Annotated in this window: 21 protein-coding genes; 10 read left to right on the forward strand and 11 right to left on the reverse strand. The window is 40.5% G+C overall.

Features of this window, described 5'->3' with window-relative positions; all coding sequences use genetic code 11:
• Positions 1-55: 55 nt before the first annotated feature.
• Positions 56-190 (reverse strand): YuzL family protein, encoded by a 135-nt coding sequence (locus CD004_RS12910; RefSeq protein WP_102263148.1) that lies wholly within the window; start codon positions 188-190, stop codon positions 56-58.
• A gap of 101 nt (positions 191-291) precedes the next feature.
• Between CD004_RS12910 and CD004_RS12915 the strand changes: the two genes are divergently transcribed.
• The 3 genes from CD004_RS12915 to modB all read left to right on the forward strand — a co-directional run bounded on the left by CD004_RS12915 (position 292) and on the right by modB (position 2160).
• Complete coding sequence (locus CD004_RS12915) at positions 292-543, forward strand: YkuS family protein (protein ID WP_102263149.1); 252 nt, start codon at positions 292-294, stop codon at positions 541-543.
• Positions 544-724: 181 nt separating this feature from the next.
• Positions 725-1498, forward strand: coding sequence for a molybdate ABC transporter substrate-binding protein (gene modA, locus CD004_RS12920; protein WP_407657622.1), 774 nt, complete (start codon positions 725-727; stop codon positions 1496-1498).
• Between the two features lie 5 nt (positions 1499-1503).
• On the forward strand, positions 1504-2160 hold the full coding sequence (gene modB / locus CD004_RS12925; RefSeq protein ID WP_102265096.1) for a molybdate ABC transporter permease subunit: 657 nt from the start codon (positions 1504-1506) through the stop codon (positions 2158-2160).
• 47 nt (positions 2161-2207) lie between these two features.
• Here modB and CD004_RS12930 read toward each other — a convergent pair whose 3' ends face one another.
• From CD004_RS12930 to CD004_RS12945, 4 genes are all read right to left on the reverse strand, one after another.
• Positions 2208-2858: a DUF4352 domain-containing protein gene (locus tag CD004_RS12930; RefSeq protein ID WP_102263151.1), complete on the reverse strand. Its 651-nt coding sequence runs from the start codon at positions 2856-2858 to the stop codon at positions 2208-2210.
• Positions 2859-2923: 65 nt separating this feature from the next.
• Positions 2924-4309, reverse strand: coding sequence for an alkaline phosphatase (locus CD004_RS12935; RefSeq protein WP_102263152.1), 1386 nt, complete (start codon positions 4307-4309; stop codon positions 2924-2926).
• 176 nt (positions 4310-4485) lie between these two features.
• Positions 4486-5655 carry a D-alanyl-D-alanine carboxypeptidase family protein gene (locus CD004_RS12940; RefSeq protein WP_102263153.1) on the reverse strand — a complete coding sequence of 390 codons (1170 nt, stop codon included), beginning with the start codon at positions 5653-5655 and terminating at the stop codon, positions 4486-4488.
• Positions 5656-5979: 324 nt separating this feature from the next.
• Positions 5980-7173, reverse strand: a complete 1194-nt coding sequence (locus tag CD004_RS12945; RefSeq protein ID WP_102263154.1) for a DHH family phosphoesterase — start codon at positions 7171-7173, stop codon at positions 5980-5982.
• Between the two features lie 139 nt (positions 7174-7312).
• Here CD004_RS12945 and CD004_RS12950 point away from each other — a divergent pair, with 139 nt between their 5' ends.
• From CD004_RS12950 to CD004_RS12965, 4 genes are all read left to right on the forward strand, one after another.
• A complete protein-coding gene (locus tag CD004_RS12950) occupies positions 7313-7762 on the forward strand; it encodes a cupredoxin domain-containing protein (RefSeq protein ID WP_102263155.1) in 450 nt (149 codons plus the stop codon).
• Between the two features lie 492 nt (positions 7763-8254).
• Positions 8255-10480: a formate C-acetyltransferase gene (pflB, locus tag CD004_RS12955; RefSeq protein ID WP_102263156.1), complete on the forward strand. Its 2226-nt coding sequence runs from the start codon at positions 8255-8257 to the stop codon at positions 10478-10480.
• 80 nt (positions 10481-10560) lie between these two features.
• Entirely contained in the window at positions 10561-11301 is a 741-nt protein-coding gene (pflA, locus tag CD004_RS12960; RefSeq protein WP_102265097.1) for a pyruvate formate-lyase-activating protein, read from the forward strand.
• A 90-nt stretch (positions 11302-11391) separates the two neighbouring features.
• Positions 11392-12126: an urease accessory protein UreH domain-containing protein gene (locus CD004_RS12965; protein ID WP_102263157.1), complete on the forward strand. Its 735-nt coding sequence runs from the start codon at positions 11392-11394 to the stop codon at positions 12124-12126.
• Between the two features lie 515 nt (positions 12127-12641).
• Here the strand turns inward: CD004_RS12965 and CD004_RS12970 are convergent.
• Positions 12642-12962: a PHD finger domain-containing protein gene (locus CD004_RS12970; RefSeq protein ID WP_102263158.1), complete on the reverse strand. Its 321-nt coding sequence runs from the start codon at positions 12960-12962 to the stop codon at positions 12642-12644.
• Between the two features lie 182 nt (positions 12963-13144).
• On the opposite strand from CD004_RS12970, the gene CD004_RS12975 reads away from it, so the two are divergent.
• The 3 genes from CD004_RS12975 (at position 13145) to abc-f (ending at position 16345) form a co-directional block, all read left to right on the forward strand.
• The gene (locus CD004_RS12975; RefSeq protein WP_102263159.1) at positions 13145-13432 is read left to right on the forward strand and encodes a hypothetical protein; all 288 of its coding nucleotides are present in this window, start codon (positions 13145-13147) and stop codon (positions 13430-13432) included.
• Between the two features lie 21 nt (positions 13433-13453).
• Positions 13454-14224 carry a membrane protein insertase YidC gene (gene yidC / locus CD004_RS12980; protein ID WP_102263160.1) on the forward strand — a complete coding sequence of 257 codons (771 nt, stop codon included), beginning with the start codon at positions 13454-13456 and terminating at the stop codon, positions 14222-14224.
• Positions 14225-14623: 399 nt separating this feature from the next.
• Positions 14624-16345, forward strand: a complete 1722-nt coding sequence (abc-f, locus tag CD004_RS12985; protein WP_102263161.1) for a ribosomal protection-like ABC-F family protein — start codon at positions 14624-14626, stop codon at positions 16343-16345.
• Between the two features lie 79 nt (positions 16346-16424).
• Here abc-f and CD004_RS12990 read toward each other — a convergent pair whose 3' ends face one another.
• The 5 genes from CD004_RS12990 to CD004_RS13010 all read right to left on the reverse strand — a co-directional run bounded on the left by CD004_RS12990 (position 16425) and on the right by CD004_RS13010 (position 18556).
• Positions 16425-16775 carry a fluoride efflux transporter FluC gene (locus CD004_RS12990; RefSeq protein ID WP_102263162.1) on the reverse strand — a complete coding sequence of 117 codons (351 nt, stop codon included), beginning with the start codon at positions 16773-16775 and terminating at the stop codon, positions 16425-16427.
• Entirely contained in the window at positions 16772-17161 is a 390-nt protein-coding gene (gene crcB / locus CD004_RS12995; protein WP_102263163.1) for a fluoride efflux transporter CrcB, read from the reverse strand. The genes CD004_RS12990 and crcB overlap by 4 nt, the downstream gene beginning before the upstream one ends.
• A 24-nt stretch (positions 17162-17185) precedes the next feature.
• Positions 17186-17770, reverse strand: coding sequence for a GNAT family N-acetyltransferase (locus tag CD004_RS13000; RefSeq protein ID WP_102263164.1), 585 nt, complete (start codon positions 17768-17770; stop codon positions 17186-17188).
• Positions 17771-18076: 306 nt separating this feature from the next.
• Positions 18077-18283 (reverse strand): DUF6501 family protein, encoded by a 207-nt coding sequence (locus tag CD004_RS13005; RefSeq protein WP_041967484.1) that lies wholly within the window; start codon positions 18281-18283, stop codon positions 18077-18079.
• A 69-nt stretch (positions 18284-18352) separates the two neighbouring features.
• On the reverse strand, positions 18353-18556 hold the full coding sequence (locus CD004_RS13010) for a hypothetical protein (protein WP_102263165.1): 204 nt from the start codon (positions 18554-18556) through the stop codon (positions 18353-18355).
• Positions 18557-18635 lie beyond the last annotated feature (79 nt).

Here is an 18635-nt window from a genome sequence, read left to right on the forward strand (position 1 = left end):
TCGGGATCTTCCCGAGGGTTTTTCTTTGTTTTAACCTTGGATCTTATTAATTTTCTTAACCCTTTTTTTGTTTCTTTCTTGAGGAAGCAGCGGTTCTGCTTCCTGTTTCACTTACCGTTGTCCCCTGTCCTTCAACCTGAGAAGAATTCAGCCCGATTGTCGATGGATCCTTTTTTCTTTTATTGCTCATGATAGCCCTCCACTTACTAATAGTCTTCTTTAATATTGTCTTGCGAAAAGAATATTTTATACTGCTGGCGGACAACTTAGATTAGTGAGGAGGTGTTATTGATGGCAAGAGTTGGCGTAGAACAATCTCTAACGAACATTTCAGAAGCCTTGCGTGAAAGAGGTCATGATGTCGTGGAATTACGCTCTGAAGCTGATGTACAGGGCTGTGATTGCTGCGTGGTTTCTGGTATCGATTCAAATGTAATGGGAATGCAGGATGTCTCAATACAAGGATCAGTCATTGAAGCAAATGGCCTTTCAGCTGATGAGGTTTGCAGTCAAATTGATCAAAAAACCGGACAGAATCAATAGTATTTATTAAACTGCCATCTGGCAGTTTTTTATTTTTTATCTTCCTTTCTCCCCTGAATGTCAAATCAATGATAATTTCACCAACTTGTGATATTTTTTGTATGTAGCATCCTTTAAATTCGATATAATCAGTTATATCTATTGTATATGTTTAAAAAGGGTCTTTGAAAGGATGTCAGGATTGAAGAAATTACATATTGTTCTTCTCACAGCCCTAACTCTCTTCATTTCAGGATGTGCAGATGACAGTGAGTCAAATAAAACCGAACTGACTGTCTCAGCCGCAGCAAGCCTCCGTGAAGTAATGGAAGAGGCCGGGCAATTATATATGAAACAAAATCCAGGGATTAAAATTGTCTACAATTTTGGCGGGTCTGGCTCCCTGCAACAGCAAATCTCCCAGGGTGCCCCAGTAGACTTGTTTATTTCTGCGGCTGAGGATAAATTCGATTACTTACATTCCAAAAACCTTATAGATCAACAACATAGCGTAAGACTTCTCAGAAACGAACTTGTATTGATTACACAGAAAGATAACAAAAGTATCGATTCAGCAGAATCACTAACTATGGACAGTATTGAAAGAATCGCCCTGGGCACTCCTGAATCTGTGCCTGCCGGCATGTATGCGAAACAAGCATTGCTTTCATTGCAATTATGGAAGGACCTTGAACAAAAAATAATTCCTACTAAAGACGTACGCCAGGTTCTTTCCTATGTTGAAACAGGAAATGTCGATGCTGGCATTGTTTATAAAACGGATGCAATGATTTCCGATAAAATAAGAATCATCCCTTTGAATGGGAAAGAACTTCACGATCCCATTGTTTATCCGCTTGGTGTAGTTGCAAGAACAGAGCATCCTAATGAGTCTATCGACTTCTTCAATTTCCTAAAAGGACAAGAAGCATTGAAAATTTTTAAAAAATTCGGCTTTACAGCAGCATTGGAATGATTTTTATGAGCAGTGAGTTCTGGAGCCCGATCAAACTTTCCCTTGAGATTGCTTCAGTGTCTGTAGTTTTTGTGTTTTTATTCGGAATATTTGCCGCAAGGTTTATGGCAAGGAGACGATTTATTGGCAAAACAGCTGTAGAGACACTGTTGACATTGCCTTTAGTACTCCCTCCAACTGTAGTGGGATTTCTATTGATTGTCGTCTTTGGGATAAATAGTCCGATTGGAAAATTAATTGAACAGGTTTTCGGCAGTCCCCTTATCTTTAGCTGGTGGGCAGCTGTTATCGCTGCATCTGTCGTAGCCTTTCCATTGATGTATCAATCAGCCAAGACCGGCTTCCTGTCGATTGATCCTGGTGCGGAGGAAGCAGCGAGGGTAGATGGAGCAAATGAGTGGAAGGTTTTTTTATATGTTACTCTACCCCTTTCAGCAAAAACATTAATCACCGGGCTTATTTTAAGCTTCGCCAGAGCCCTTGGTGAATTTGGAGCAACCCTTATGTTTGCCGGCAACTTGCCCGGAAAGACTCAGACCGCTCCAACAGCAATCTATGTGGCGCTTGAGTCCGGCAATATGGAGTCAGCCTGGCTATGGGTAATTGCCATGGTCGGAATATCGTTCCTTATGCTCCTTTCAACTTCGTTATTAAAACACTGAACAACCAGTAAGAAACACAAAAAGCCATGATCCCATGGCTTTTTCTTTTAAAAATTTATTTCAAATTTAACAGGCTCCCCTATCTTCTTTTTATCCTCGTCCACCAAATCTCCTGACAAGATTTCAACTTTCTCGAGGCTTTCAAGCTCCTCGACAATAAAACCTAGATTCCCAAGCTTCTTTTGTCCTGCTAAAATCTCGCCATGCAGTTCTTCCAGGTAAATATCATCTTCCCATGTCTTTTGGATTGATTCGTTGATATTCACCATTGCCACCGGGCCAAAATGATAGCTATCCTTGGAGTTATTTTGTACTTCCACCCCAATTTTAACAAAATTAAATTCTTCATCATGGGTATATACATGGAAGAAATCAATCAGGCTGTAATCAGGGATAAAATGCAGCAATTTAACATCTTTGACTGTGTATTCAATTCCATCCAGATTAAATGTCTTATTGACCTCTTTCACTGCCTTAAGGGTCAATTCACCTTTATCGTCAGTTATAGAATCCCCTGCTTTTTTCAGTTCCCGGTCATCTGTAATCTGCGGATTCGGTACATACACATCTGTATTCTTCTTTAATGGTTTCTCAGCAACAGTTTTAGAAGGTTTGCTCTCCTTATTTGACTCTGCCTCGGCAAATGAACAACCTGTCAGCATTGAAATAGCCAGCATCAATTGCAGATATTTTTTCAATTCGAAAACCCCTTTTCAGAAAATCTCCCGCAGATCCAAGGTTCAGCGGGAGATGATCAAATTTATTATTTTCTTTTGCCATTTGCAAGAATATCAAAAATGTTTTTAGCATTGTCAGTATTGTCAATCTGTCCGTAGAAACGCTCTTTACCAGGACCGAATGCATATACAGGGACGTCTTCACCAGTGTGTCCCCCAGTAGTCCAGCCAGTATGAGAACGCTTGTCAAAGATCTTTTCGATTGCGTTGTCGATGTCAGCTTTTTTACCTGCAGCAGCATCTTTTACAGATTGAATTTCTTCAGCTGTCAACGCAGTCAAACCTTGCGATTCAAAATCAATATATTTCTTTAATGTTTCCTCTACATTAGCCCCTTTTTCAATTTCTGCAGCCATGAAGTCAGGGGTGCGTTTCGCAGCCTTAATCGGTGCACCGAACCAGTTGTAGATGCCGTCAGCACCAATTGAGTATCCGCCTGTAGAGTGGTCAGCAGTCGCAACAACTAATGTATGCTTGTCCTTCTTCGCGAATTCGATCGCTGCTTTGTATGCTTTCTCGAAATCTTCCATTTCACTCATCGCAGCAACGATATCATTGTCATGTCCAGCCCAGTCAACCTGGCTGCCTTCTACCATCAGGAAGAAACCATCCTTATCTTTGTTCAAACGCTGTATTGCTGATTTTGTCATTTCCTCAAGGGAAGGGGTTTCTTCATTGCGGTCGATCATCTTATCCATTCCCCGTGGAGCGAAAAGGCCAAGGATCTGATCGTTACCATCCTTTAATAAATCTTGTTTATTCTCTACATAGCTGTAGCCATCTTGTTTAAATTTATCAACAAGATTAATGTCATCACGGACAAACAGGTCCTTACCGCCGCCTAAAAGAACATCGACTTTGTGTTCCCCATTTATTAAATCTTTATAATAATCCTCAGCAATACCATTCATGTTCTTGCGTGTTTCATCATGCGCTCCAAAAGATGCTGGAGTTGCGTGTGTAATCTCAGAAGTAGCTACAAGGCCAGTCGCCTTTCCATTTTCCTTAGCAGCTTCAAGAACCGTCTTTACTTCAGAGCCATCATTGTCTACAGCGATTGCATTGTTATATGTTTTGATCCCAGCAGACATTGCTGTTGCTGCTGACGCAGAATCTGTAACGTTTTGATCAGGATCCTCAGGGTAAGTCATTTGGTTTCCTACAAGGTACTTGTCAAATTCTGTTTTCTCTGCTTCTACTGTATCAGGATTGTCCTTCAAGTAGCGGTATGCTGAAGTATATGAAACACCCATTCCGTCACCGACTAAGAAAATGACATTCTTAATTTCTGCAGAGTTATCTTTTGCTTCATTTTTCGCTTCTGCATCAAAAGTACCTACTAAGCTGCCGAACGCTACAGTTGATAGAACAGCGATCGGGAGAATCTTCTTTTTAAAGTTTGCTTTAATCATTTTAAGACCTCCAGAAAAGTTATTCACTACGCTTCCTACTATAATGCCATTCTATTAACCTCTTATTAATACACTGTAAAAATACTTTAATTCCTTGTAAAAGTTCTTTACAATCATGTATTTTACTTATCAGGAAGAAAACTCCATATCAAGAGCAACAAAAAAAGCAGGTTATATTACCTGCTTCGAAATCTTCTGCTCTTTTTTTGTTTTCGATTGACCATCCACACTCCAGCTGCCCCCACTAGTACTACCACGCCTAATATAGTATTAACAGAAAGCAGTCCACTTTGTTTCGGCTCTGGTGCGGTCTCCGTCTTTGCTTCAGGTTTTTTTCCAATCAGGGGTTTAAGTTCAATAGCTTGGATTATTTCTCCTTTGCCATTCTGGATCCTTAAGATTCCGTCTTTGTCTACTATCCTCTTGCCTTTTTCAACCGGTTCTGTCACAAGGAGATCCTCACTTGCTTTGAACTTTAGGTTTCCGCTTGTGAAGGTTTCCCCTTTCCTGATTTGAGAGGACTTAAAAGCAGCGAAGCCATAGTCGAAAAGCTTGATCGTATCCTCATAAATTTTCCGTTTGTATTCTGATTTCAAGAGAATGGCAGTCAACTTCAGCTTGCCATTATCAGCTGTTGTAGCAAGCGTTTGCTTTGATTGGTCAACAAAACCAGTCTTTCCGCCCGTTACTCCTTCATAAGGGATTTCCCCTTTTAGCATACGATGATGGGAAAGGATTGTAGTATCCCAAGACTCCCCGTCCCACTCCAATTGTTTAGTGCCAAAAATCTCACGGAAGTCAGGATTGTTCATTGCATAGTTTAATATCAAGCCAAGGTCCTTGGCTGTTGTATAATGATTTTCATCGAACAAACCATGCGGGTTGACAAAATGAGTATCCTCAACACCAATGTTGGTCTTTAGGAACTCATTTATGTTTTTCGAGTAAGTATCCATTGAACCATCCAAATGAATGGCAATAGCCAATGAAGCATCATTCCCTGAATTAATAAGCATACCCTGGATCAGCTTCCTCAGTGAAACCTGTTCCCCAGGATTAAGATAAACTCGAGTTCCATCGATTTTCTCAATTTCCTCACTAACATCCACTATCTCATCAAGACTAGCTGTTTCAATCGCATAGATGGCGGTTGCAATTTTGGTTAAGCTCGCAGGATACATCTTTACTTCTGCATTTTTCCCAAATAATATTGCACCTGACTGCGTGTCCATCAAAACAGCGGCTTCAGAAGTTAAAACAGGATCATCTGCCTCTGCATTAACTAATCCAGCAGTAGAATTCATACTTATCATTAATAACATTAACAAGGCCAAAAACTTCCTCATAATACCACATCCAGTGTCCTAATCTCTCCACTAATTTTAACAGAATCTTGTCGAAAATTGTTTAGTGTTATTATTTTTTAATCAAACTGGAATAATCTGAAAAGATTGTAAACGGGAATAATTTCTCTCTCAAGCACTAGCTAGGCTTATTTGCGCCTAATAAATCCTGATGCTGCAGGAATAGGTCACCAATGAAACCCATTGCCGCCAAAAAATCCAAATTCCGAAAAAACAGGTCACCAATGTAGCCCATTGGTGACCTAAATGTAAATGTAACTCAATACAATTGACTAGGAATTATACTTTTGTGACCCCAACCCGTCCTCAATTCCTGCCGCTAAAAACGATATTTTCCAGATAGGAAATATATACGTCATCCCTGGCAAGAGCTGCTCCATACTCCCTTTTTACAAAGCGTTCAGCTGCTTCAAAACTGTCAAATGGTCCGTGCCGCTCTTTACTTTCCTGCTGGACGAAATATCGAGTTCTATCCGTATAAATCAGATACAAGTCCCGGTCGCGATTCTCATACAGGCATCCATTTTTGGAGTTCTTTAGATTATAAGTATTTTTAAAGGCGTCGGGTTTGATTGGATCCAACGGAAACGCCTGTTCAATATATCGGTTATAAGCTTCCTTATTCATAGAGCATCCAGAAGCTTTAGCATGCCCGCCCCCGCCAAATTCGCCAGCGACAGCAGAGACATCAACGTCATCATGGATTGTCCTGAAGCTGATTTTCTTTCCACCCAGGTTCATGATCGCTATATAATCCAGATGTGGATACTCCTTGCCCAGCTCGTTCCCTAACTCGGAATGATAGGACTCCGCGTGAACGATCCCTCCATATAAACCATCATTTTCAATTTGGATAATTTCCCGCTTTTTCCTCCTGATATATCGTTCAATTTTATCTTCTTCCATTTCCAGAAGCTTTTTTTCAAAATCATCATAATCAAAAGCATCTCCAGATGTTAGACGCGGTACCATTCGCTCTTCAAATTCTTCTATTGAAACCATAAAAAACAGGTCATTCAAATTCTTTGCTTTGTAATTCTTAAGGATGTCCCAGTCCCAGGTATCATATTGCCTGACAAGCTCAACAAACTCATCGAGGGATCCATTTTTAACCAGATGATTTTCCTGGACCAAATAATCATAAACGAGTGACGCCGCGCTTGTCAGTGTACCGGAGTCATCCTCTACTTTTACCATACCCCAGCTATAACCATTGAAATGCAATGCTGTTTTATGGTGATCAATAAGCTTTGCCTTTCCCCCATCTTTAACGAACTCATTGATTTTTTCCGTGACTTCATGGTTGACAGATAAATCTGTTATGTAAAGATGATCTTCCTTTTTCATTCGGTCATTCATTCTTTCGAAATATTTCTCCACCTGGAAGTTGAGTCCAGAGACAGAATTATATCGGATATCGGCTTTTTCACCGAAAGCCAGCCTGAATAAAATCCCGCAGGCCACTCCATCTAAGTCATTGTGCGTATATAAACGGTACATACTTTCCTCCTTAGTTTGTATCTAAACTATAGTTTGTTGTTGCCCTGTTAATCTATACAAGAGAAATTCAAAAAAATAGACAAGTTCAGCTAGGGGACGAGCATAGATATTTAAAGAGGATAATAAGGAGGTGAAAATCATGCATTTCTTTGTACTTAAAAGAAGGACATTATATTTTATTGGACTAATCGTTTTCATTGCCATCATCGGTTCTCTTTGGTTAAGCCTAAAGCCTGATGCCACTCCGGCAATAGGTGGACAAAATGAACAAATCCGCGAAATTCACATGGTGACAGGAGAGTTCAAATCTACCACGGATGATGGCAAGGAAATTGAAGCATACCGATGGGATCCAGGAACGATCTTTTTGGAAAAAGGAGAAAAGGTTCGTTTGAAGATATTGGGAGTCAACGGAAAAGAACATCCTTTCATCATTGAGGGAACGGATATAAAAGGCGTAGTGAAAAAAGGCGAAGAAACAGTCGTCCCATTACAGTTTGATAAAGAAGGAACCTACAGGCTGATTTGTCTGACACATCCTTCAGCTGAACATAATGGGCCTATGATCGCCTATATCGTTGTTGATTAATCCAAACTTAGTTGCTAGTGAATACAAATTGGATTGAATCACCTATATTCCTACTCTTATGAGAAAAGAGCATGAAAAAACTTAATACCGACATGCAAAAAGGTTATATTTTACGTAAAAATGGCTTTAGGTTTTTAACAACAACCTTTACGAAAACAGCTTTAATTTAAAAGGAGAACAGGATCTTGCATCCTGTTTTTTCTTTTGGTTACACTTCTGAAATTGACACAAAACATACATAACACTATAAACACCATACTAATTTTCCTGATAGAATTATATACATAAAGAAATTCTTATATAACAGCACCAAAAAACCTTCACACAATTATAGAACAGTTTTTAATTTTAGACCCAAAGACAAGACCCAAACACATACCAACATTGTATTGTTCATGATTTCATAAATATGTCACACTCAATCTGTTATATCCGTAGTATGATAAAAGTGTGATAACTGTTATATAAACATCTACTTAGAGGTGAATTTAAATGGAACAATGGAAAGGCTTTAAAAATGGTGCTTGGCAAGAAGATATCAATGTTAGGGACTTTATTCTAAAAAACTTCTCTGAATATACTGGTGATTCCAGTTTCCTTGAAAGTGCAACTGAGGAAACTCTTCAATTATGGCAGCAGGTAATGGAATTAACAAAGCAGGAACGTGACAATGGCGGTGTACTTGATATGGATACTAAAGTAGTATCCACCATTACATCCCATGGACCGGGCTATCTTGATCAGACCAAAGAAAAAGTCGTAGGCTTCCAGACCGATAAGCCATTTAAACGCTCTATGCAGCCTTTTGGCGGCATTCGTATGGCAAAGGCTGCTTGCGAGGCATATGGTTATGAACTGGATAAAGAAGTAGAAAAAATCTTTACTGACTTCCGTAAAACACATAACCAGGGTGTATTCGATGTTTATACAAAAGAAATGCTCCAGGCTCGTAAAGCCGGAATCATCACTGGCTTGCCAGATGCTTATGGACGCGGCCGCATCATCGGCGACTATCGCCGTGTAGCTCTGTATGGCGTAGATTTCCTGATGGAGCAAAAGAAGAAAGATCATGGAATGACAAGCAGCGTCATGACTGAGGAAACAATGCGCCTTAGGGAAGAAATATCTGAGCAATACCGTTCATTGAATGAATTGAAGCAACTTGCCCAGAGCTATGGCTATGATATTTCCAAGCCGGCATCCAATGCAGTGGAAGCCTTCCAATGGGTCTACTTTGCATACCTTGCAGCAATCAAAGAGCAGAATGGTGCTGCGATGAGTCTTGGACGCGTGGCAACATTCCTGGACATCTATATTGAACGTGATCTACAAAATGGAACACTGACTGAAAAAGAAGCACAGGAAATTGTTGACCATTTTGTCATGAAGCTTCGTCTCGTGAAGTTTGCTCGTACTCCTGACTACAACGAATTATTCAGCGGTGATCCAACATGGGTAACTGAATCAATCGGCGGGATGGCACATAACGGCCAATCACTTGTAACGAAGAACTCTTTCCGTTTCCTTCACACACTTGATAATCTGGGACCGGCTCCAGAGCCGAACCTGACTGTGTTATGGTCACCTGCCCTGCCTGAGAACTTCAAGAAGTATTGCGCTGAGATGTCAATCAAAACGAGCTCTATCCAGTATGAAAATGACGACTTGATGCGCTGTGAGTATGGCGATGACTACGGAATTGCCTGCTGCGTTTCCGCAATGGAAATCGGTAAGCAGATGCAGTTCTTTGGAGCACGCGCCAACCTGGCGAAAGCTTTGCTTTACGCGATCAATGGCGGCGTCGATGAAAAACTAAAGATTCAGGTTGCTCCTGCTTTAAGCCCGATCACTTCCGATGTACTTGACTACAAAGAAGTCATGGAAAAATTCGATAATGTAATGGAATGGCTTGCCGGCCTTTACATCAATACACTTAATGTCATTCACTATATGCATGATAAATACAGCTACGAAAGAATCGAAATGGCGCTGCATGATACAGAAGTTTTACGCACAATGGCAACTGGTATTGCTGGATTAAGCGTAGTAGCGGATTCATTGAGCGCAATCAAGCACGCAAAGGTAAACGTAATCCGTGACGAAAACGGCATTGCGGTTGACTTTGAGACAGAAGGCGACTTCCCTAAATATGGAAACAACGATGACCGTGTTGACAGCATCGCAGTAGAGCTTGTGAAAAACTTCATGACAAAGCTGCGCAAGCACCCGACATATCGCAATTCTGTCCATACAATGTCAATCTTAACGATTACTTCTAACGTGGTTTATGGTAAAAAGACAGGTAATACACCGGATGGAAGACGAGCTGGCGAACCATTCGCGCCAGGTGCTAACCCTATGCATGGCCGCGATACTAAAGGAACACTCGCTTCCCTGTCATCTGTAGCAAAGCTTCCATACAACTATGCTATGGACGGAATTTCAAACACATTTTCCATCGTGCCAAAAGCGCTTGGAAAAGATGAAGACAGCCGTACAAATAACCTAGTTTCCATCCTTGATGGATATGCGATCAAAGACGGTCACCATTTAAACGTAAACGTGTTTAACCGGGAAACTCTGTTAAATGCAATGGAGCATCCTGAAGAATATCCGCAGCTGACAATCCGTGTATCTGGATATGCAGTAAACTTCATCAAACTCACACGTGAACAGCAGATGGATGTAATCAACCGTACCTTCCATGAAACAATGTAAATAATACAAGTGTACCGAAACAGGAGTTTCCCTCCTTCCCGATGGCTGGAACTCCTGTTTTAATGAAAGGAGAAATCATCATGATTGGAAACATTCATTCTATTGAAACCTTTGGAACCGTAGACGGACCTGGGATTCGCTATGTCATCTTTACACAGGGGTGCTTGCTGCGATGCCAGTTTTGCCATAATGCAGACACCTGGGAGATTGGCACAGGCAAACAGATGTCTGTTTCTGAAATCATTGATGATCTGAAAGCCTATCTCCCTTTTATTGAAGCATCTGGCGGCGGCATCACTGTAAGCGGAGGTGAACCACTTTTACAGATTCCTTTTATAACTGAACTTTTCAAGGAGTGCAAAAAACTAGGAGTGCACACCACCATTGATTCCTCAGGAGGATGTTATTCAACCGCCCCTCTTTTTCAGGAGCAGCTGGCAGAGCTATTGAATTACACTGACCTGATCCTATTAGATTTAAAACATATCAATAGAAAAAAACATATCAAACTGACAGGAATGGCCAATGATCACATCTTGGATTTTGCCCGCTTTTTATCTGATCATCAAGTTCCAATTTGGATTCGCCACGTCCTGGTTCCTGGCGTCACAAATGAAATTGAAGATCTATCCAAATTAGGCGAGTTTATTGGCACTCTGGAAAATGCAAAAAAGCTTGAGGTTTTGCCGTATCATAAGCTTGGCGTTTATAAATGGGAAGCATTAGGGCTTGAGTATCCACTTAAGGATGTCGAGCCTCCAGCCGACGATGAAGTGGAGAATGCATATAAGCTATTGACAGCCCATATTGCAGTGAATTAACAGCAGGATCCTTGCCTGCTGTTTTTCTCTGCATACATTTTGGATATATTTTTAGTATCATAGGGTTAATAGTTTTAGTGGAGGTACATTATGTATCAACTGTTTACAGAAATCAGCAATTTTTTGAGCGGACCATTTTTCACCCTCGTGAATCAGACTGAACAAATCCCCATATTGGCAAGCTTCCTTTTAGGACTTGTCGGTGCTCTTGCTCCATGCCAGCTGACAGGCAATCTCGGTGCAATCACCTACTATGGCAATCGGAGTCTGCAAACAAAAAGCCAGTGGATTGAGATTACATTTTTCATATTGGGGAAAGTATTGGTCTTTACACTGCTAGGACTTGCAGTCTGGATGGTCGGACAGAGCTTCCAGCAAGTCTTGCCAGGCTTCTTTTCCTGGTTCCGTAAACTGATGGGCCCTCTATTCATCCTGATCGGTCTGTCACTTATTGGTCTTTTCGCATTTAATTGGGTCAATCGCCTGACTTCTGTTCTGCCACAATGGAGAGGCAGCGGAAAAACAGGCTCATTTTTAATGGGGGTAAGCTTTTCAATCGCCTTCTGCCCTACGATGTTCTCCTTATTCTTCTTTACGCTTATGCCAATTGTGCTGAATACATCATACGGAGCAGTCCTGCCTTCTGTTTTTGCCATCGGCACTTCCATTCCGTTGATTATCTTTGCAGCAATCATTTCATACATCGGCCTGAACGGAACATTGATGAAAAAAGGTCGCAAGCTGGGTTCAATCGTACAGAAGATTGCTGGGTACATTTTAATCCTCGTTGGAATTTTTGATACAGTCACTTATTGGGGGTTGTGAATTTTTCTCACTGAAAAGTTGTTTATATTACGGCAGTTTCTTGACAGCTTTAGCCTCTTATCCTAAAAAGCTGTCACAATAACGAGATTTTCTTGACAGCTTGACCTCCGTATCCGGAATAGCTGTCACAATAACGGGATTTTCTTGACAGCTTTGACTTCGTAACCTGCAAAGCTGTCACAATAACGGGATTTTCTTGACAGCTTTAGCCTCTTATCCTGAAAAGCTGTCACAATAACGAGATTTTCTTGACAGCTTGACCTCCGTATCCGGAAAAGCTGTCACAATAACGAGATTTTCTTGACAGCTTTGACTTCTCCGTACCCTGAAGCTGTCAAAATACAAACAGTCTTTAAAGCGTTCCGTAGCTTGCTTTCCGAATTAGAGTAAGACAGAGCAGTTTGCTGCTCAAAAAAGCACTAAACTTGTGAAATGCAGTGACATATAACTTTGTAATAACCAAATAACATTCTGATATCAAAAAGCCATGGACGTCTAGTCCATGGCAATTCGTCTTATGCTATATTCATATTTTCCTTGTATCCAGGCTCACAGTTGATGCACACTGCTTCGTCGTAATCAACAGTGTTTACATCCTCTGGATTGTACTCGATCCCACATAGTGGGCACTCTACCATTTCTTCTTCATTATATTCTGCTGCATCTGGTATGGCATCATTGACCTTGAGTTCCCCCGCCCAAACACCGCTAATCGTAGACATTTCATTTTCTATATATTCATTCGCTGCTTCTTCTGTTTCCCATACACCATGGTCCCACAGCATTTCGTCAGCATCACCTGAATTAATCATTAGCCCATATACTACTTTTTTCATGATTTGCCACCCCTTTTCGATTTGGGAAGTTTGTTTTATATACATAGCCACTATTCTAATTTTTGAAACCCCCACTATTTGGGAAATGAAACTTTCTAAGTTTATTTCCGTATATATTATATAGATTGCTTAGAGTCTATTTTTCAAATATAATATATCAATGATCGAAAAGAGGTGATGGCATGCTATTGGAAATATATGCTCAGTCCGTTGATGCAACGGCCGTTTACAGCGCTTATTTGACTTTGCTCATCAGCATGTCGATGTCTGTGTTCTGGTTATACCGTGACGCCTCTATTCTCCAATCATGTTTATTGCGAATCAGGCTAAAGCCATCCACTTCTGAAGCAGCTTTTAACAATAAAGCTGAACTTGGGTTGAAGTTTCACCTTCAATTTCTTAAACGAATAAAAATTAAAATTGATCCGGGTGATGAGGACAGTCATTTTTCTCCTTTAGTTAATAACTAGATATATATTAGGAGGAGAAAAATGAAAAAGCTTTCCACCATGATTATTGTTCCACTTATACCAGCACTTTTAACTGGGTGCCAGGCGTTGACAAGCGAGGGGTCGTTTTTCCAATCAACATTCATCAACCCCTTCACCTGGCTCATCAAGCTATTCGCCGGCATCACAGGCGAAAGCTACGGTCTGGCGATTATTTTGATTACAGTGCTCATCAGGCTGGTGTTAATGCCCTTAATGTTAAAACAATACAAAAACCAGCAGAACATGAAAGAAAAGATGGAAGTCCTCAAGCCTGAAATGGATGAGATCCAGAAAAAAATTAAAGGGACTAAGGATCCGGCTGAGCAAAGAAAATTACAGCAGGAAATGATGGGGCTCTATCAGAAGCATGGCGTAAATCCCCTTTCTGTTGGCTGTCTGCCGATGCTGGTCCAGATGCCAATTTTGATGGGCCTTTATTATGCGATTAGCGGTTCTGCCGAAATTGCCAGTCACTCCTTTCTCTGGTTCAACCTGGGACATTCTGATATTTGGATCACGGCAGCTGCCGGGCTGATTTATTACCTGCAGTTTAAGGTCTCGATGTCCAATGTAACGGAGGAACAGAAAAAGCAGATGAAGTTCATGGGGCTGCTGTCACCAGTTATGATTGTGATGTTTTCATTAAATGCCCCCTCTGCCCTTCCCCTTTACTGGACAGTTGGCGGGATGTTCTTGATTATACAAACATTACTGGCAAGAAAGGTATATGCCCAAAAAGAAAGTCCAATTAGGGTTGAGAACCAAGCTTAATGTAATAAAGCCTTGGGAGTTACTTAGCTACTCCCCAGGCTTTTTTAGTGGAATTATATGGTTGACATCAAACTTTTCGTCAAGTTATACTTTTAATTAATGATATTTGAAGGGAATGGTAAAGAGCCGATGAAATACTAATCTTATTTTCTGCCCGATTTTTCTAATATGAAAAAACGTGTTGCCCGAAAATAGGATTAGTCTGCTCTTTTAGCCATTCCAGTAAATTTAAACCTGATCAAAGCGTGTTGCCTTATGGGGTAACAATGCTTGTTTTGTGGCGTTTGAATCTATTGTGAGTGTATTGCAGAACCTTCCGGGTGACACCTGGGAGGTTTTTTTGATGGATAAAATACTCACCTTCATTCAATAGTTACAAAACGAAAGGTGGAATTTTTTATGACAATCATGAAAATAAGAGGTATTCAGAAGAGCTTTAATGAAAAGCAAGTATTACAAAATGCGGAAATTGATATAAAACAAGACAGCCGTATTGGACTGGTCGGCAATAATGGCGCAGGTAAGACTACATTGGCCAATATCATATATGGGAGTATCGTCCCTGATAAAGGAATAATCGACACGTTTAACAGCAGCTTGAACATTGGCTATCTTAAACAATCCACGGAATATTCCATACATGACTTTGAGGACACCTATTCTCTTGCTGAAAACGGACTCTTTCAACTTTCAAGTCAGTTAGGTCTTAACAAGGATATTGATTGGGCAGATCCTGATTGGAGTAAGTTAAGCGGCGGTGAAAAGTTGAAACTTTCACTTGCAAGTGTGTGGGCAAGCAGGCCAGAACTACTTATACTCGATGAGCCAACAAACCACTTGGACTTGCAGGGTGTAGAGTGGCTAATTGACGAATTGAAAACTTTCAAAGGCGCCGTGATCATTATTTCCCATGACCGATATTTCCTCGACCGCACCGTGGCAGAAATTATCGAAATCGAGGATGGATCAACAAAATTATTTAAAGGTAACTACTCTTCTTACCGTCAGGAAAAAGAAAGATTATATGAAATTCAGCTTCATCAATACGAAATACAGCAAAAACACAAACAACAAATTGAACAGCAAATGGCAAATCTGAAAAACTGGTCCGAAAAAGCTCATCGGGATTCGACGAAACAAGGTTCGGCCTCTGAAAGAAGACAAATAGGATTCAAGGAATACCATCGGGTAAAAGCAAAGAAGATGGATAATCAAATAAAGTCGAAGATGAAAAGGCTGAATCAGGAGCTTGAAAAGAATGAGGTTACAGTGCCCAAGGAAGAAGCCAAGGTCCGTTTCGAGTTTCAGGATAGCCGAAAGAAAGGAAAACGCATTTTAGAAGCCCGAAAGCTTTCTAAATCCTTCGGCAGCCGCTGTTTGTTTGAAGAGAGCCATTTTTATATGAATCACGGAGAGAGAATGGCGTTGTTAGGGCCAAACGGCAGCGGTAAAACTACTCTGATCAAAATATTTCTTGGAGAAGAAACAGTTATATCAGGTGACGTTTGGGTCAGCGAAACAATAAGAATTGGATATCTCAGCCAGGATGTATCAGACCTCCCTCCAAATAAAACGGCACTGGAGTATTCAGGACTTACAGCCAGAGAATCAATCGGCAGAGCGAGGACGATTTTTGCTAATATTGGACTATCTGAAGAGAAGCTTACGGTTCCAATCAGCACCCTTAGTCTTGGCGAAAGGACGAGAGTAAAACTTGTGATGATGCTGTTGAGTGAAATCGATTTACTGATTCTAGACGAACCTACCAACCATCTCGACTTGGCCAGCAGGGAAAGTCTCGAAAAAACATTGCTGAACTTCCAAGGATCTATAATAACTGTCTCACATGATGTTTATTTTCAGGAGAAAATCAGTAATAAACTTCTTTTGATTGAAAAAGGAAAGATTAGCAGGAAAGAGTATGGGATGAAGGAATTCAACAACCAAAACACATCTCCGATTGCAGAAAGTAAGGAAAAAGAAAATCAATTGATGGTTCTCCAAAATGAAATCAACGCTCTCATTGGCAGATTGTCTTTCATGGGAAAAGGTGAGCCTGGATATGAGCAACTCGACAAGGATCTTACAGAGCTATTGAAAAAGAAAAGAAACCTGTCCTAATCTTATTTATAGTAAAATAAAAACTGCACCTGCCATTGTTAGATTGGTGTCTAACATCTGCAGGTGCAGTTTCCCATTCTTATAATAATCTTCCAATAATAAGCCCTGAGGCTGCACTCAACAGACCTCCAATATAAGTACAAACTAGATACAACACGACAGCTTTGTTTTGTTTGTTGCTGAATAGCTTGACCAAGTCAACATTCAATGTGGAAAAAGTGGTGAATGCCCCCATGAATCCTGTAGCAGCAAAAAGATACAAGTTCCCCTGAATTCCTTGCCCAACTATCCAGCCAAGCAGAAAAGATCCTAGGAGGTTCACAGTAAGTGTAGCGACAGGCAGCATCGATTGGGGCATTAACTTTTGGACACCGAACCTTGAGAGAGCTCCAGCCATTCCACCTAAAGCAACCAGAACAAACCCAGTCATTTTCCCGCCTCCCTGCCAAGTCCTCCGCCAAGCTTATAACCTGCCGCTGCAAGGATCAGCCCGACAACCGCACTGAGAAGTACATAAAATATTGCCATACCTATACTGCCGTTCTCTATCATTACCAGCGTTTCAAGGCTGAAGGTCGAAAATGTTGTGAAAGATCCTGTTAGACCCGTACCAATTGTTGCCGACAGTACAGGATTCAGTTTTCTTCTTGCTATGATGCGGGCCGTGAACCACCCCAAGAACAACGAGCCTGTGTAATTGGCAATTAATGTACCCATGGGAAATCCATTATTAAATAATTCGCTTGTGCTAAGACTGACCAAGTACCGCAAGAGGCTGCCTAACATTCCCCCAAGCCCTACTCCTAGATATACCAATGAAATAACCTTCCTTTTGTACTGCTATTTTCGATTCAATTTATCTTGTAATTCTGTTTTAATCTGCGGCCACTCTTCTTTAAGAATGCTAAAGACAACGGTGTCCCTGACATACCCGTCAGCGATAATTCGATGTTTTCTCAACACCCCTTCTCTTTGGGCACCGAGACGGGCAATAGCATTTTGCGAGCGTACATTCCTGTAATCGGTACAAAATTGCACTCTGTTTACTTCCATTTTTTCAAAAGCATGTTGGAGCATGAGCAATTTTGTTTCTGTATTCACACTCGTTCTCCAGTAATCTGGACTGTACCATGTCCAGCCAATCTCAAGTGATTTATGTGCTGCTGAAATATCAAGATATCTTGAACTGCCCACTATTTTATCTGATTTATAATCAAGAACGACAAATGGTATTTGAGTTCCTTTCTCTCTCTCAACCATTGCAGCTTCAATAACCTTTCTCATATCTTCTTTGCTTCTGACCTTCGAAGATGTAAACTCCCATATAGACTGGTTTTGCCCGGCTTCCCACAAACCATCAAGCTGACTACTTTCCATTGGCAAAAGCTTTACATTTTTACCTTCTAGAGTGACTTTTTTATCCATCTTCCCAACTCCCAATTGGTTTTATATTCCTTTATCATACCACTGGGGAAGATAGTCTGGGAATTCCTTCATTAATAAAGGTTTTTCTTTTCGTTTTCTCATAAAATAATAAAAACAGGCACCTTGTTTTTTACGTTTATAATTGCAATCTTCATTCAGAAGTCTACTCGAAAAGAGCCTATAAACTTTAATAATGCGTCAATTAAGAACATGTACTAAAAGCAACAAATCAATGCGAAAACGGCTTTAATGCAAAAAAGAATCCCCAAACGAAAGGCTGCCCGGTCTCCCGGACAGCCTTAACTCTTATTTTACCTCTTCAAAATATTCTTTGTAATAGCCGCCAACCTTGCCGGAATTATCAACAATGAAATAAAATTCCTCGGTTTCGTTTTTCACTTCATATACCTTTCCAGTTGTCAGTTTGTTATTTACAATGTATTTTTTTGCATCTGTGTGAACGCACTTCAAAGTCTTAATCGTCTCGCGTTCGTGCCAGTTCGTGTGGATCATCTTTTGCACTTCCTTTATATGAGTTTCATACTCTATAGTATAAAGAAAAGATGATACAATAGGCAATAGTTAGCTGGCATTCGCTTCCTCACCGGCAATTTTCAAACCATGGATTTCCGATTGATCAAAAGTCATTGTTTCGCCAGTAATTACATTTTTCAAAGTTATATAACAAACATCACAGATTACATCTTTACGAATATATTGTAAAAAAGAGAAACGTTCATTTTTGTAAATCAGTTCATAAAAACCCGTTTTAGTAAAACCATTCATGTTAACCCCTCTTTCCAGGATGTTTTCATCTTGGTGTTTGGCTGTGTCTTTCTATACCACAATCAAGACTTGTATTAAA

Origin of the sequence: Mesobacillus jeotgali (genome assembly GCF_002874535.1) — a bacterium.
In the GTDB taxonomy this organism is placed as follows: Bacteria; Bacillota; Bacilli; order Bacillales; family Cytobacillaceae; genus Mesobacillus; species Mesobacillus jeotgali.